At 48.5% G+C, this 15565-nt stretch carries 16 protein-coding genes; 2 read left to right on the top strand and 14 right to left on the bottom strand.

Annotated elements, in window-relative coordinates; all coding sequences use genetic code 11:
• The coding region (locus AXFE_RS09000) for an integrase core domain-containing protein (RefSeq protein ID WP_152625988.1) at positions 1-389 on the top strand (389 nt) is incomplete at its 5' end.
• 419 nt (positions 390-808) lie between these two features.
• Here AXFE_RS09000 and AXFE_RS09005 read toward each other — a convergent pair.
• Both AXFE_RS09005 and AXFE_RS09010 read right to left on the bottom strand, forming a co-directional pair.
• Entirely contained in the window at positions 809-1375 is a 567-nt protein-coding gene (locus AXFE_RS09005) for a transposase (RefSeq protein WP_082058613.1), read from the bottom strand.
• Positions 1376-1419: 44 nt separating this feature from the next.
• Positions 1420-1869: a hypothetical protein gene (locus AXFE_RS09010; RefSeq protein WP_052605537.1), complete on the bottom strand. Its 450-nt coding sequence runs from the start codon at positions 1867-1869 to the stop codon at positions 1420-1422.
• A 2003-nt stretch (positions 1870-3872) separates the two neighbouring features.
• Here AXFE_RS09010 and glpX point away from each other — a divergent pair.
• Positions 3873-4868, top strand: coding sequence for a class II fructose-bisphosphatase (glpX, locus tag AXFE_RS09015; protein ID WP_052605538.1), 996 nt, complete (start codon positions 3873-3875; stop codon positions 4866-4868).
• Here the strand turns inward: glpX and AXFE_RS09020 are convergent.
• The 12 genes from AXFE_RS09020 to AXFE_RS09075 all read right to left on the bottom strand — a co-directional run bounded on the left by AXFE_RS09020 (position 4820) and on the right by AXFE_RS09075 (position 15527).
• Positions 4820-5818 carry a 2'-5' RNA ligase family protein gene (locus tag AXFE_RS09020; RefSeq protein ID WP_052605539.1) on the bottom strand — a complete coding sequence of 333 codons (999 nt, stop codon included), beginning with the start codon at positions 5816-5818 and terminating at the stop codon, positions 4820-4822. The genes glpX and AXFE_RS09020 overlap by 49 nt on opposite strands.
• A gap of 121 nt (positions 5819-5939) precedes the next feature.
• Complete coding sequence (atpC, locus tag AXFE_RS09025) at positions 5940-6356, bottom strand: ATP synthase F1 subunit epsilon (protein ID WP_052605540.1); 417 nt, start codon at positions 6354-6356, stop codon at positions 5940-5942.
• Between the two features lie 2 nt (positions 6357-6358).
• On the bottom strand, positions 6359-7813 hold the full coding sequence (gene atpD / locus AXFE_RS09030; protein ID WP_213333437.1) for a F0F1 ATP synthase subunit beta: 1455 nt from the start codon (positions 7811-7813) through the stop codon (positions 6359-6361).
• Between the two features lie 96 nt (positions 7814-7909).
• Positions 7910-8818, bottom strand: a complete 909-nt coding sequence (gene atpG, locus AXFE_RS09035) for an ATP synthase F1 subunit gamma (protein WP_082058615.1) — start codon at positions 8816-8818, stop codon at positions 7910-7912.
• Positions 8819-8820: 2 nt separating this feature from the next.
• Complete coding sequence (gene atpA / locus AXFE_RS09040; protein ID WP_052605542.1) at positions 8821-10359, bottom strand: F0F1 ATP synthase subunit alpha; 1539 nt, start codon at positions 10357-10359, stop codon at positions 8821-8823.
• A gap of 16 nt (positions 10360-10375) precedes the next feature.
• The gene (gene atpH, locus AXFE_RS09045) at positions 10376-11260 is read right to left on the bottom strand and encodes an ATP synthase F1 subunit delta (protein WP_052605543.1); all 885 of its coding nucleotides are present in this window, start codon (positions 11258-11260) and stop codon (positions 10376-10378) included.
• Entirely contained in the window at positions 11257-11787 is a 531-nt protein-coding gene (gene atpF / locus AXFE_RS09050; RefSeq protein WP_052605544.1) for a F0F1 ATP synthase subunit B, read from the bottom strand. Before atpF ends, atpH begins: the two co-directional genes overlap by 4 nt.
• Positions 11788-12057: an ATP synthase F0 subunit C gene (gene atpE, locus AXFE_RS09055; protein WP_082058616.1), complete on the bottom strand. Its 270-nt coding sequence runs from the start codon at positions 12055-12057 to the stop codon at positions 11788-11790.
• A 344-nt stretch (positions 12058-12401) separates the two neighbouring features.
• Positions 12402-13169, bottom strand: coding sequence for a F0F1 ATP synthase subunit A (gene atpB / locus AXFE_RS09060; RefSeq protein ID WP_052605545.1), 768 nt, complete (start codon positions 13167-13169; stop codon positions 12402-12404).
• Position 13170: 1 nt separating this feature from the next.
• Entirely contained in the window at positions 13171-13602 is a 432-nt protein-coding gene (locus AXFE_RS09065; RefSeq protein ID WP_082058617.1) for a hypothetical protein, read from the bottom strand.
• A 117-nt stretch (positions 13603-13719) separates the two neighbouring features.
• Positions 13720-14214: an AtpZ/AtpI family protein gene (locus tag AXFE_RS09070; protein WP_052605547.1), complete on the bottom strand. Its 495-nt coding sequence runs from the start codon at positions 14212-14214 to the stop codon at positions 13720-13722.
• A gap of 134 nt (positions 14215-14348) precedes the next feature.
• Complete coding sequence (locus AXFE_RS09075) at positions 14349-15527, bottom strand: glycosyltransferase family 4 protein (protein WP_052605548.1); 1179 nt, start codon at positions 15525-15527, stop codon at positions 14349-14351.
• Positions 15528-15565 lie beyond the last annotated feature (38 nt).

Here is a 15565-nt window from a genome sequence, read left to right on the forward strand (position 1 = left end):
TTAAGGCAAACTTGGCAACCGATGCCCTTGAGATGGCTATTCACCAAAGAGCGGTGTCGCCAGGCCTTGTACACCATAGCGATCGCGGAGTACAGTACCTATCTGTTAGATATTCCCAACGCCTAATTGATGTCGGCATTACCGCCTCAGTGGGTTCCAAAGGCGATTCTTATGACAATGCCCTGGCTGAGACGACAAATGGCATCTATAAGGCAGAGTTGGTGAATCCTCATGGGCCCTTCTTTGACGTCGATGAACTTGAGTGGGCGACACTTGGCTATATCGACTGGTTCAATAATCGAAGGCTCCATGGCTCAATTGGAATGATTCCACCAGTTGAGTTTGAAGATAACCACCATAGTTCCTCTTGTGATAACAAAGTGGCATAGCCAAGCTAGCTTTTTCTGCTTTTTATAACCATCAGGTCGACTCATCGAATCAATTGTTAGGCTTTGCCATGAATAACCATGACAAGGCTAACAATTGCAACCGGTTATCGACACCTCAATCCCACACCTACTAGTGGGCTGCAACTTGCAGCCCACTAGTAGGTGTACTTCGCGTTGTCATAAAAGACCCAAGTTCTCTCTCACATCTTTTCTGCCCAATCCCAGTGGAGTCAATATGACCGAGGTTGATAACCACGGCGCTTGAAGCCTAGGAGCGTGAGTCCGAATTAGTTTCGGGTTTCGGTCTGTTTTCCTGTCTCACCCATTTATTGGCTATAGCGACGACAAACAAACCCCTAAGAACGTCTGAATGGCTCCTAGAACAGACTCATTGGGTCAGCTATGGGATTATTTCCTCTTTATGCCAGCGCTATCACTCCGTTTTGACGTGAATTAGCCAGTTTTCTCAAGTTGTGACAAATTGCATGTAGTGTCCACTCACCGGTGGCTCCAGCAACTCCGCGTAAGCGAAGATGCCCGGCTTGCTGTCTTAGTTTCATCTGGCCAAAAACTGGCTCGACTATCGCTTTTCTTCTGGCGTAATCTTTACGTCCGGACTGGGTTCGAAGACGTCTCGCCATGCGCTCTTTGTCGGTTGCGTTCTTGGGAATCCGTCCTCTTGGGGCATCGGGTACACGTTCGTTGTGTTTGAGCCTTCCGGTTGCAATAAGTGCGTTTATCCCTGCTTTGGCGATCTCTTCTAAGTTTTCTTTGGAGCAGTAGTCGGCATCTACAAGAAGAACTCTTGCTGTGTCATCGATTCCGATTGATTTGAGGTTCTCCTTGGTGGAGGCGATCATAGGAATGAGCTGGTTTACGGCGCTAGCTGCCTGGGTTATCTCTGCTGCGATGATCACCTGGGACTTTTCATCCACTACAGCCTGGCCGTTATAGGCGTAGTGGTATCCATCGTTAGTCTTCATCATTCTTGACTCTGGATCGGTGAAGTTTCGCTGGGCCTTGGGATCAGCTACTGCTGTCTCTTGGCTTCTATGGCTGCTTCTTCGATCTCGGAGGTGTCTTTACCCTTTTTTGTAGAGTTCTTTTTTGCTTGCTCTTTAGCCTTTTGCTTTGCATCTGCTTCGATGGCCTCTTTTGCTGCACGCAGCTTGGAAAGTCTGCTTTCCCTACGTGCGAGCTCAGCTGGAACCTCGTCTCCGCGGTTATTGACTCCGAAGGTCTTATCTTCGGCTTCATCGATAGCTTCTGCTTCTCTAAGGATTTCAGCCACCTCTTTTTCTAGCTGTTCTATGCGTGGTGTTATATGGTCGTAGCTCATTGCTTTTCTCCGGGATGCGTTTGCTCTTAGTTTGGTGCCATCTAGAGCTATCCGTCCGAGCTTTATAAGACCTGCCTGACCACAGAGCCTAAGTGTACCTGCAGAAACAGATCTTTGAGAACGTCCAAGTGGCGGATGCAAGTCGTCTATGAGTGTCCCCGCTGCGAGAGTCGCTACCTCGGTATTTTAAAGATGCCCAGAATGAAACCTTTTGTGTACCCGTATTGGAACAGGTGGTCCTTGTCCTCATTGTGACGAACCAGTCGCCCACGTCGATCTCGATAACTAACCTTCCATCGTTAAATCCAGAGCTCCATCAAAGTTCCCGTAGGTATTTTGATGTACCCAGCATTTCAAGTCAACTATCACCACAAATGCTTCTGTTGTGATTGTGGATTTGTTTGTTACAAAGTTGGTGGTAGTGAGAGATGTCCTAAATAGTAAAGAACCAGCCATATTTTAAAGATTTAATCTAAACAACCAGTTCGCCAGACAGCTCAAATTCCATCAAATATCGTGCTTTTAGGGGTATTGACATCCGTCTCTGCTACGCTAATGCGTACCCAAGAGAACCGATTGGTTCTGCGATAATGGAGTCTCCATTAAACCCGGGGCGTATCAAAAAATAAAGAATCTTTTGTTTAATTGGTAGTAGTGACGGGCTGTGGATCCTGTTGACCAAGAGTAACTAATGATAAATCGATGGGTGAAAGCCATAGCTTTGGGTTAGCCCGCATTCTTGGTCCACAAATCCATAGCCCCTTTGCAGCCTTTAGGCTTTGGCGATCTCAAAGTGTCATCGCTTTAGCCAAAGGCCATGCCTAGGCCATAACAATGTGGATGTGAATCGTTATGGCCGAAGCAGCCAAAGCAGCCGGAGAGAATATCTTACTTTTGTCTCTGAGCCACCTCTAGATTATCAACTAGTGGTCCATGACCTCTAAAGATTGAGGAATACCGATCCACAACCATATTCGCCACTACCATATTCGCCACAGCGACCCTCACCTTTGAGGCTTTGGGCCAAGAGCTTCACGTAGATATCTGAGGATCTCACAATTGCGCTGGTGTCGGTCGATTCCTGAGGAATCCAAAGCTATAGGGCTAGCTATAGCACTACCGCCAGATTCCCATCGATTCTAAGGCCCATTAATGAATCAGGATTATCTCCACAAGGACTCAACTCTCAGTAGGCCCCGTAGCCCAGTCATTATCGATTATCAAGACAATGTCGACAAGTTCAGCTTTATGGAGTAGTTCAATTTCGCTTAGATGGATTGAAACTATCCAATTGGCAAGCTCAAAAGGAGCGCCAAACAACTGAATCTAACCGAAATTTAGAGATCCCAAAGGGATCTCTAAATAACCACCAAATCTCTCATGGCGCATCGTTATAATCGAAGTTGAGTGGGGCCACTAACTCAAACGTGCTGGGGCCATTGTGGTCGAGCGTTTCCATGCCCTTCAGCATTTGATGACTCCTCCGTGGTTTTGAATGTTCCACAGACCAGTCTTACTGGAGCGTGGGTCAATTTAATGTTGCTGATCCTGGGTCAATTTAATTCCTCTGTTTACAAAGACCGCATCGGGCGCCAAATGACCACAAACCCTGCGGAGAAAAAGAAGCCAGCCCGCCATTGGCGTGAACGAGATGAAAACTGTCCAAACAACAACGAAGCGATCACATCTCAAAGAAGATGGACGCTTCGATACATAACTCCCCGTTCGCTCGGGAGACCTGACACGTTTTCTAACCGGTTCTAACCGAGTCCTAGTCCACCAAAGCTATCACGGGTTTATTAACTCCAAAGAATTGGTAGCTATATGATCGGGTTCCGAAAGGGGCCTTCATAAGGCTTGAGCCTAGTGCGATGAAAGTTGCCCGCTGGGTTCTTAGTAGGCACGGCTCAGCAATGAGTCGTGCCTACCGGACTCGGTGGCGTCATACCCATCCCGTTCTTGAGCCGGCCCCAAAAGCACTGCGATGAAGTGCCAAGGAGTCAGGGGCAAGTAATTGCAAAAGCTAAACAAGCAACAGAAAGCTACTGGCAAAACTCTCGGCCAATGCGATTAACGTACTAAGCCAAGGGCGATAACTAGTCATTAAATACATAGTCAGCCCAAATTTGGTGTATCTTTTTGACATGGAAATCCAAGTTCAGTCCCTAGATAGAAACCTCGCCCTTGAATTAGTCCGAGTTACAGAATCCGCCGCAATTGCCGCCTCGAGATGGATGGGTCGCGGCGACAAAAACGGAGCCGACGGAGCAGCCGTAGAGGCTATGAGAGCGGCGCTTCGCACAATTGCCATGGATGGCGTGGTAATCATTGGTGAAGGAGAAAAAGACGAAGCTCCGATGCTATTCAATGGCGAACACATCGGCGACGGAAGTGCTCCCAGGGTAGATATTGCAGTAGATCCAATAGAAGGCACCACACCAACCTCTTTGGGGCGAGAAAATGCACTAAGTGTAATTGCCCTCTCCGAGGAGGGGACAATGTTCGATCCAGGACCCTGCGTCTATATGGAAAAGATAGCAGTGGGGCCTGAGGCCAAAGGACGCATCAGCTTAGATCTCACAGCGACCGAAAACATTCGCGAAGTAGCTAAAGCGAAAGGGATTCCAATACGTGAAGTAACGGTGCTGATATTAGATCGACCCCGCCATCAAAACCTCATTGAAGAGATCCGAATCGCGGGCGCCAGAATTCACCTAATAAGCGACGGAGACGTCGCCGCTTCAATCTCTGCAGCCTGGGAGAACTCAGGAGCCGACATTCTAATAGGAATAGGTGGAACCCCTGAAGGAGTAGTTTCTGCGGCAGCGCTAAAGAGCATGGGCGGAGAGATCCAGGGGCGACTATGGCCACGCAATGAATTTGAAAAACAACAAGCGATAGATGCAGGTTACGTCATAAACAAGATACTGACCACAGATGACCTTGTCAGAAGTGAAAACTGCTTCTTCGCGGCCACTGGAATCACAAATGGCGAGTTGCTAAGAGGTGTTCGATTCACACCAGGTGGAGCAATCACACAATCGATAGTAATGCGCTCTAAGTCCGGTACTGTAAGACAGATTGAGAGCCATCATAAATTAGCCAAATTGAGAGAGTATGCAGCTATCCCTGACCTGTAACTTCCTAGTAAAGCTGGGTCACACTCCACACCACCGCGACCTCGAAAGATGCTAGCAACTACCTCAGCTTCGTAGTACTTACAATCAAAAAACCCCACTAGAGCTCGAGCGCCTGATTGACGACTAAATAGGACCAGTTGATCGAACAGTCCGGCGCTCAAGCCAAAACCGCGCTCGTTTTCCACCACATAGATCCCATCGACCACCATTAGCGCCCCGCTCGAATACCCAGTGATAAACCCCACCGGTCGCTCTCGACTAAAGGCCACCAGGCTATGGCCACGACCTCTATGTAGGCCACTTACAAGTAAGTCAAAGCCGTAACTTGAAAAGGTCATACCAAAGCGCCCTCCATCAAAGAGATCATCCAACCACGCCCCGCTCGAACCAAGGCGCAAGTAGGTAAGGGGTTGGCCACCTTGTGACCCTTTAGTCACACCACCAAAAGAGATGTCACAATAGCTACTCCAGGAACCCTTGGAATTTTGGACGAACAATGAGAGCATCTCAGCCATAAATAGCGACCGATATCCGCTTAGGTGAACCTTGGCAAGTTCGATCAACTCCAAAGAACAAAAGTCGTAGAGAGTTACGTGTGGGACATAGTCAAAGGATCGTGGTGACGAATCGAATCCGCTATGGACCACTTCCGCAAAGTCAAACAGAATTGGATCGGGATCAACCTCCAAGAAGAGAACATTCTTCTCGCCACGAAAACAACCACTCCCACCAATGCGAATAGCAAACGGTTCGTAATCGGAAAGAATTCGTCCCAGATCGATCAAAAGAGCCGAGATCTCGCTCTTAGAAAAAGAAGAGGGAGAGGCAATAGTGATATGGGGCTCCATGACCCCAGCTCCAGGATTACCCAATGCCCTTGAGATTCCCAAGATCTGTTCCCTTTGACTCTCTGGAATTCTAAAGACTAAGCCAATTCGCCTCCTTGCCACAACTTGCCTCCTTAAAAAAGAAAAGTGTGTGACTTGTCTTGCGATCAAATCGCAAGACAAGTCACACACATGAAACTATAATCGACCAACAAGCTAGTGCAAAAGAGCCGCCTTCGAAAAGCTAAGCGACGTAAGTGGAGTGAGCCAGCGTCGAAGAGACGGAGATCCTCACATGAGCCCGACGTAGCGAAGCCTCCAACACAGAGTCATTTGTATGACTCCCTGCCGCCTCGGCCTTCGCCAATGCCGCCTTGGCACGCTCTAAATCAATCTCGTTAGCGAGTTCCGCTACGTCGGCCAAGACACGCACCTCGTTACGAGCTACACTAACAAAGCCACCGTGAACCGCGGCATAAAGTGTAGGCTCGCCATCGCGTTCGATCTTGACAACACAGATATCTACAGTACCAATGAAAGGCGCATGATTAGCCAAAAAGGCTATATCTCCCTCGCCTGACCGCAAGGAGACCGAAGTTCCTTGCCCCTCGTAAAGGGGACGCTCAGGAGTGAGCAGATGTACCTGAAACGACGGTGCCATAATTAATTCCCTTGAAGCGTCTTGGCTTTAGCAAGGACACCTTCGACATCACCGACGTTGAGAAATGCTTGCTCTGGAATATCATCTAGCTCGCCACTGACAAGAGCCTCAAACGACTCAATCGTATCTTTAATCGGCACATATATCCCCTTGAGACCGGTGAAGACCTCACCAACAAAGAATGGCTGAGACAAAAAGCGCTGGATCTTCCTAGCTCGAGTAACTGTTATACGATCGTCTTCGGACAACTCATCCATTCCCAAAATGGCAATGATATCTTGAAGCTCCTTAGAACGTTGAAGAACCTCTTGAACTCGAGTGGCGATCTTGTAGTGACGATCCCCCACGATATGTGGCGCAAGAATGTTCGAAGTAGAAGCCAGGGGATCTACAGCTGGGTAGATACCCATCGACGCAATGCTTCGAGAAAGCTCTGTAGTGGCATCAAGGTGAGTAAATGTTGTAAACGGCGCTGGGTCGGTATAGTCGTCCGCGGGGACATAGACTGCCTGCAACGAGGTGATCGAACGACCTTTGGTCGAAGTGATCCGCTCTTGCAATTCACCCATCTCATCTGCCAAGGTTGGCTGATAACCTACCGCTGATGGCATGCGTCCCAATAGAGTCGAGACCTCGGAACCAGCTTGGACAAACCGAAAGATGTTGTCGATAAACAAAAGAACGTCCTGGTTCTTTACATCACGGAAGTATTCCGCCATCGTAAGCGCCGACAGGGCAACGCGCAGACGTACGCCCGGAGGCTCGTCCATCTGTCCATAGACAAGCGCTGCCTTTTCAATAACTCCAGATTCCTGCATCTCGATCCAAAGATCGGTGCCCTCGCGAGTTCTCTCACCGACACCAGCAAAGACCGAAACACCGCCGTGTTGTTGAGCAACTCGATTGATCATCTCCATAATCAAAACAGTCTTACCGACACCGGCTCCTCCGAAGAGGCCAATCTTACCACCCTCAACGTATGGCTCCAGAAGGTCAATGACCTTAATTCCGGTCTCAAACATCTTGGCCCTTGGCTCTAACTGATCAAAGTCAGGAGCCGAGCGGTGGATCTCCCAGCGATCCTCAATATTCTCGACATCAGCTGCATCTAAGACATCACCAATCACGTTGAAAACGTGTCCCAATACACCGTCGCCAACAGGCACCGAGATACCTCGACCAGTATTTCGAACTATAGCTCCACGCTTTAGTCCATCTGTCTGCTTTAAACAGACACAACGAACTCGACCATCTCCGATCTGCTGGGCCACCTCCCCTGTAACAGTTACGGTTACGCCATCCAACACGAGGTCTACCTCGACAGCCGTATTGATCTCCGGAATTGAATCCGGTGGAAACTCAACGTCAATAACGGGACCTACAATAGCGACAACACGGCCATCTTCTAAATTTCTATGACCAGTACCGTCGTGTTCATCTTGAGCAACAATTGTCACTACATTCTCCTAAAAACCATGCCCACCGATGAGCGCCAAAATCGGAAATCCTCTAAAAAACAAATGCGATGACTCTAAGCCGCCACCGTAGAAGGGCTAATCGACATCTAAGGCTTCGCTATCAGATGACCTAAGTGCCTCGGCGCCACCGACTATCTCCATTATCTCAGTTGTGATCGCGTCCTGGCGAGCCCGGTTCATAATACGAGTGTACTTTTTAACCAGCTCCTCGGCGTTCTCTGTAGCAGACTTCATAGCTCGCTGCTTATACGCATACTCCGAAGCCGAGGCCTCTAAAAGATAAGCGAAGATCTTCTCTTCTATAAACAGCGCCATAAGGGGATCGATAATCTCCTCTGGAGCTGGTTCGACCTCAAAGGATAGAGAAGAATCCCCTCCACCTGATGCTACAAGTGTGGCTGGATCGATAGGCAGAAGCGGAATTACCTCCATCTTCTGCGATCCAGCCGAATAAAAGCGAGTAGTGACGATATCCACGCTCGTTACAGCACCAGAATCGAACAAGTCAAGAACCGCCTTTGCAACCGTACGAGCATGCTCGTAAGTTGGGCGCTCAGAGACTCCAAGCAAAGCAAGATCCAAATCGATATTGCGGTAGCCAAAGAAGTTGATTCCCTTTTTACCTACGCAAAGGATACGATATTGCTCCCCTGCCCCCTTGGCGCTAAGGAGCTTTCGCTCTACAAAACGCAACGGGGCAGAGTTAAAAGAACCACAAAGTCCACGGTCAGAGGTAACAACCAAAAGACCACGGGCACCAACCTTGGGATCACCTAGGTACTTACTCTTTGGAAGACCAGCAGATGAAGCGAATTGCTCTATGACGCTACTCATTGAGACAAAATAAGGTCGCGCATCATTAATACGACCCATCGCCTTCACGATTCGCGAAGCAGCAATAAGTTCCATGGCTTTTGTAATCTTTTTAGTTGCTTGAACGCTCTTTATACGCCTGCGTAATATCCGTTCTTGTCCGCCGGCCACTGTTAAGCCTCCCCGCCTGCCATCGCGTTGGTAGCATCAAAGCCAGCCTTGAATCGATCGATCAATTCACCCATGGCTTTGGTGTCTGGAAGCGAACCCTTAGTTCGAATCTCTTCCATAAAGGCAGCACCATTGGCGTTGAAGAATTCGACCAACTCCTCGATGAACTTCGAAACCGCTTCAACAGGAACGTCATCAACCCTTCCAGAAGTACCAGCAAAGATAGCTAAGACTTGCTCTTCTACCGAAACAGGTGCATTCTGAGGTTGCTTGAGGATCTGAGTAAGACGATAACCTCGATCGAGCTGAGCTTGGGAGACCTTATCTAGTTCAGAACCAAATGCGGCAAAAGCCTCCAATTCGCGAAATTGAGCGAGATCCAACTTTAGCGTTCCCGAGACAGAGCGCATAGCTTTGATTTGAGCTGCTCCACCAACACGTGAGACCGAAATACCTACGTTGATAGCTGGACGCACGCCAGAATAAAAGAGATCGCTATCTAGATAGACCTGACCATCGGTGATGGAGATCACGTTGGTTGGAATATAGGCCGAGACGTCTCCAGCCTTGGTCTCAATGATTGGCAGCGCGGTCAAAGACCCACCCCCACGAGCATCGGAAAGCTTTGCAGCTCTCTCTAGCAATCTAGAGTGAAGATAAAAGACGTCTCCAGGATAGGCCTCACGACCTGGTGGACGACGCAGCAGAAGTGAAAGCTGACGATATGCCTCAGCTTGCTTTGAAAGATCATCATAGACAATGAGCGAATGCTCGCCATTTTCCATCCAGTGCTGGCCCATTGCGCAACCTGCATAAGGAGCCAAAAACTTATATGGAGCCCCATCAGAGGCAGAAGCGTTTACAACCACCGTGTAATCCATCGCTCCATGCTCTTCGAGGGTTGCGACTGCAGATGCTACAGTTGAATTCTTCTGGCCCACGGCGACATAAATGCACTTTACGCCTTGGCCCTTTTGGTTGATAATCGTGTCAAGCGCAACTGATGTCTTACCAGTCTTGCGGTCCCCAATAATAAGTTCTCTCTGGCCTCGCCCGATAGGCGTCATCGCGTCGATAGCCTTAATACCAGTTTGCAGAGGTTCCGTAACCGGCTGACGATCTACTATACCGGGAGCTTGGACCTCAAGACGCCTCGATGTATCACTCTCGATCTGGCCCTTACCATCAATTGGAACACCAAGTGCATTCACGACTCGACCCAGCAAACCATCGCCAACTGGGACTGAAAGAATACGTCCAGTGGCGCGTACGATCTGGCCCTCGTCGATACCTTCGCCAGTTCCTAAGATAACTGCGCCAATGGTATCTTCGTCCAAGTTAAGTGCTAAGCCCAGTGTCTGGTTCTCAAACTCCAAAAGTTCGTTAACGCCGACCTGTGGCAGCCCTGAAATTCGAGCAATACCATCAAAAATCTCAAGTATACGGCCGACCATCTCGCCGGTAGCATTGGGAGCATACCCTTGGAGACGCGCCCGCAATACCTCAGCAATCTGGTCTGCACTAATTGACAACTCCGTCATTGGTTGCCTTCCGATCCTATCTAGTGGCAGTCGCCATTTGCATGCGACCCTTAAGTTGTTCTAACCTGTGGCGAATACTTCCGTCGTAAATGGTGTCGCCAACGACAGCCACTACTCCGCCTACGACACTTTCGTCGACGACCTCGCGTATCTCAATAGCCGCGCCACTGAGTCTCGAGAGGGCCGATGTCACGAGCGAAAGCTGCTGATCATCTAGAGCTTTAGCGACTCTCACATGCGCGATCTTTGTATTTCGAAGATGCGCCGCAATCGTAATGATCTTATCCAAAACGTCCACGATATCCCGAATACGCCCTGCGGACGCACAGAATCTCATTATCTCTATGAACTTCTGTGACGTGTCATCGCTTCCATGTCCAAGTAGATCATCAACAATTCCTACCCGCTGGGACGCGTTTGTTCCAATCCCAGAGAGAGCTCGACGCAACTTCGGATTTGCTTCTACTAAATTTCTAAAGTCGAAGATCATCTCTTCGGCTGCGCCAATCGCACCTGGCCCATCCATGGACTCCAAAAGGGCCCTTCCATAAGCCCTAACCCGGCTCGTAGTAGTAAGGGCCCCAGTTGCAGCTTCTAGGGGCTCACCTAAAACTTGACCTAACATAATGAGAGCTTCGACGACCTTACCTGGCTCCTCTATTTCAAAGGAAGCCCTGGCAACCGCTATGGCGAATTCTGACAAACTATCTGAAAAGAGGTCGGCAATAATTTCGCCCCGAACTTCACTTGTGATAGATGGGTCAGAGACAATCTCTCGAAGCTCGGCATTTTCATGAACGAAGTCAGCCAGAACCACGACCTGGTGGTCGAGGTTGCTAACTCCGCCTCGCTGCGCCAGGTACTTTACGCCCTGGGCATATCCTCGAAGCTGTTCTCTCAAGACTGTGTCGCCTCAATCTCACTCAAAAACTGATCGATCAACGCACTAGCGGCGCCGCGATCGAGTTCTACTTGGATAACCTTCTCGGCGATATCAAAGGCCAAAGTTGCCATTTCAGCGCGAATTTCGCCTACGACTCGATCCCTTTCGATTCGAAGAGCCTCGTCATTTCGAAGCCGAAGCTCACGAGCCTCATCTTCGGCACGAGCCAGAAGGTCGCGACGCAAAACTTCTGCGGTCTTTCGAGCCTCCTCAATTATGCGCGTCGCCTCTTTCTTGGACTCATTCAGCTGCTCTTTGTACTCCATCAGGAGACGTTCCGCCTCGGTGCGAGTAGCAGTAGCACTGTCTAGGTCCCCTTGAATCTTGGCAGTGCGATTAGCCATCATCGCCTTTACCGGAGGATACGCGTACTTAGCCAGCAATACAAAAAGTAAGCCGAAAGAAAGTACTGAATATATGATCTCGTTTGTTGCCGGCAAAATTGGGTTGAAAGATTGCGTGGCTGCAAAGATTGTGGGGGTCATTTAGCCGGTGTACTTCAAAAGAATAAAGACAACGAAACCGATGAGGGCGAGCGCCTCTGTAAGTGCGAAACCAACGAATGCAAGGCTACGTACTGGGCCTGCGGTCTCAGGTTGACGAGAGATCGCAGAGACAGCTTGACCGAAGATCAAACCAATACCAATACCAGGTCCTAGCGCTGCAAGACCATAGGCTAAACCTGATCCGAGCTCAGCCAGACCTTTACGCAGATTTACATTCTGCGTGATGGCGGCGTTTATCGCCAAAACCATGTGAAACAACCGAATACCTCCTAAACGGGAACTTCCCGTAAATTTACGAACGAGTGTAAAGAATAGAATCTTTTAACACTATTTCCTACGTTTGACCATAGGACAACTTAGATTTTCAATAGGCAACCTATAGATATAGCATTTCCCATTGAATCTCAACACTTTGAAAAGCGACTTCATCGCTAATGTCACATTTTCTGATTCAAAGTAGAATCAAAGTTCACCTTTGGTGGATCAAATGTGTCTTGGACCCAGCCACCTCCTTACAATTTAAATTTAATTGAGCTCTCAATTTATTTCCATACACTTTCGAGCTCAACTGCGAAACAACTTCTTCCTTTTGCCTAGTGCGAACCTGCTAAAGAGTCACCAATGTAAACAGCAGTCAGGGTTGTAAAGATAAAAGCCTGTAGCAAAGCTACAAAGATCTCATAACCGGTAAGCGCAGTCAACATGGCAAATGGAAGAGGCAGAAGTATAAGGCCGATACCTTTAACAAAAAGAGCTTCTGAGAGCACTGTAAAGGTGATCAGCAAGAGGTGGCCAGCCAACATATTACCGAACAAACGAATTGCCAGAGCAAATGGTCGAACGATAAAAGTTGAAAGAATTTCAATCGGAACCAAAATTATCAAAACGCCTGCAGGAACGCCGGGAGGGACGATAGCGTCCTTGAAGTATTTTAAACCCCGCTTTTTAACTCCGACGACGATAAAGGTCGCATAGACCGCCAATGCCAGCGGTGCCGGAACTGCCATTCGTGCAGTCGCAGGCATTTGAAAAAATGGAATCACTTCAAAGACATTGCATAAAAAGATGAAGAAAAAGAGAGCAGTCAAAAAAGGAGACCAATTGAGTCCTTCTGGACCCATCGCATCTAGCGCAATCGACTTATCTATAAAGTCGACAGAGGCTTCAATTAGATTTTGGACGCCAGTTGGCACCATCTTTTTTTGGCGGCCAGCGATCCAAAAGAGCGATAGCGTAATTAGCGCCGCCAAAACCGTAATCAACCCGACCTTGTTGAATGCGAACGAGCTGCCCCCAAAGAAAAGAGGCTTCCAGTTCAACACCTCCCCAATCGGTGGGAAATTTATCGCGGAATATTGCAAGCTATTTCGTCTCCTTCTTGGATGGGAAGATTCCTGAATAGGCCATTCGACCCGAGACCCTTCGAGCCTCCAAGCCTGAAACAACCAGGTGTAGCGCAATCATGCTAATGCCAAAGATCCTAAGATTCAACCATTTTGCGTTATGCGCTAAAACAACAAACAAAGTTAGGGCTAACAAAATCACAAAGAAGCTGCCCAAAGCAACTACCATGGCGGCAATCGGTGAATTCTCAGAGGCACGACCTATAAATAGACCGGTCAGGGCAAAGTTCAATGTAACGACCCCAACGCCAATCAATGCTGAGACAAAACCGTCAAAACCACCGATCAAGGTGCCGATCACAATGACCAATACCCCAAGCGGAATCGCAATCCTAACCATGTGGCGGCTCATCATCGCCTCTATTGCATTGCTGCGCTGCCTGTTAGCCAATCTAACTTTCCGTCCTTAGATCCGTAGAGATCCCCTTTGGAACCTCTTATTTTTGATCAACGTTATTTAGGTCCCGCAAAGCTTGCCGATACCTAAAAGATAAGAAGTTGACCTAAATCACTTGCTCGTACCGTCAGAATTTGTCTTACTCAAATCAACTCCACCGTCGAGCACCTTTGCTGCGTCAAGGACATCGTCAGAGAGCGTCAAATCTGCACTCAAAAGTGATCTCCGGCTCAAATCCAACGTTGAAGAGTCGGAATCGAACCGAGAGACAATGCTAGCCGACGATGGTCGCTTTAGTCCAATTTGATTCGGAGTGATTCCTGTAAGACCGTAATAGATGCGCAAAATAACGCCGATGGACCCAAAAAGAAGGCCAAAGATAGAAAAAATTGGAAGGGTATGGAGTTCGTGATCAACAAAAAACCCTATGCCAAAGAGGATTATGGGGATAAAGGTGATCTCTATCGCCGAGGTAAAGATATCCCCCCGTTCACTTGAAGGGGCCTGCGAGATAGGCGAGTTAGACGAAGGAGTCGCTGGGTTCTTTTTTTTACCTATCAACATCTTCGCAAATCGCGATGGCAAAGGAGCCTTTTGGTCAGACACTCTATCCTATCCGTTCTAGACAAACGACCATAAAGTCTAACCGCAACAGCCGCTTTGGTAATCATTTAGTTACCTGTTTGTTTCATGAAAATCAATGCAAGGCACCTTTTAACCTCAAGAAAACGCTGAATCATTTATCGCCGAAAATGATTACCTCTAACTCGCCCCTGATTTAACCTCGAGAATCGAGATAGAAATAACTTCACACGGGGGAACGGTTTCGCCAGCGTTCGCGATCTTATAGCTGGCTGAAAGAGTGTATACAACATGATACCCAATGCAGCTAGAAGTACAGGAATGAGCGCATTACCTCTATTGGTAAAGAGCGGGATAAGGACCATTCCAGAGAGAACGACCGTCCATGCCCACAGAATCAAAACACTCCTACGATGACCATGGCCCATCTGTAAAAGGCGATGATGAAGGTGTGCCTTATCTGGAGTGGAGACGCTCATACGTTTGGCGGTTCTACGTATAATCGCAAATACCATATCCGTCATTGGAACACCAAGGATTACAAATGGTATAAATAACGGAGCGAAGAAGAAGAAGGTCTCTCCCGAGACGTCGCTGGTACGACCTCCTACGACTGAGGTTGATGCCGCCATCAACAGTCCTAAAAAAAGCGCTCCAGTGTCGCCCATAAAGATCTTGGCCGGATGAAAGTTATGAGGTAAAAAGCCGACGCACACGGCGGCAACTATAACCGCGATCAATGGTCCTATCGAATTAGATGAGAGAGATCCGAGTTGCACCAATTTATAGGCGTAGATAAAAAAGGAGAACGAGGCTATCCCCACGATACCAGAGGCCAAGCCATCGAGGCCGTCGATAAGATTGACTGCATTAGCCATAGCAACGACCCAAAGAGCTGTAAGAAGCGGGACAAACGATGGAGCTAAAACTACCACTCCAGCAAAAGGCACCCGAAAGTAAAACATCGTTGCCCCAAAGAAGGTCAACAGACTCGCGGACAGGACTTGACCTGCAACTTTAGCCGGAGCAGAGACATCCTTTAGATCGTCAATCAGCCCTACGCCAGCCATAACTAACGCCGCCAAGACTACACCCAAAGCCTCACTAGAGCCGTGAAATATTAGCGAAAATCCACCCATGAAATAGGCGACTGCCATGGCAACTATAAATCCGCCAACCATGGCCAAACCACCCACTGTGGCAGTGGGATGCTCATGGACCATTCGTGCGTCCGGAAGGACTACCGCTCCAATTCGATTTGCATAGCGCCTAACCACAAAGGTTAACAAATAAGTAGTAACCGCTGCGACCAAAAATACCACAACGTAATTACTCATCCCAAGAACGCATCAATTCTTCGATGGAGGCGCCGCAC

Source organism: Acidithrix ferrooxidans, assembly GCF_000949295.1.
GTDB lineage: Bacteria > Actinomycetota > Acidimicrobiia > Acidimicrobiales > Acidimicrobiaceae > Acidithrix > Acidithrix ferrooxidans.

What these genes read in the sequence shown, in the direction of transcription:
- atpA (WP_052605542.1), bottom strand. Translation starts at nt 10,359, where the DNA reads ATGACGGAGTTGTCAATTAGTGCAGACCAGATTGCTGAGGTATTGCGG.
- atpF (WP_052605544.1), bottom strand. Translation starts at nt 11,787, where the DNA reads ATGACCCCCACAATCTTTGCAGCCACGCAATCTTTCAACCCAATTTTG.
- AXFE_RS09005 (WP_082058613.1), bottom strand. Translation starts at nt 1,375, where the DNA reads ATGATGAAGACTAACGATGGATACCACTACGCCTATAACGGCCAGGCT.
- atpE (WP_082058616.1), bottom strand. Translation starts at nt 12,057, where the DNA reads ATGGTTTTGGCGATAAACGCCGCCATCACGCAGAATGTAAATCTGCGT.
- AXFE_RS09075 (WP_052605548.1), bottom strand. Translation starts at nt 15,527, where the DNA reads ATGAGTAATTACGTTGTGGTATTTTTGGTCGCAGCGGTTACTACTTAT.
- atpC (WP_052605540.1), bottom strand. Translation starts at nt 6,356, where the DNA reads ATGGCACCGTCGTTTCAGGTACATCTGCTCACTCCTGAGCGTCCCCTT.
- glpX (WP_052605538.1), top strand. Translation starts at nt 3,873, where the DNA reads ATGGAAATCCAAGTTCAGTCCCTAGATAGAAACCTCGCCCTTGAATTA.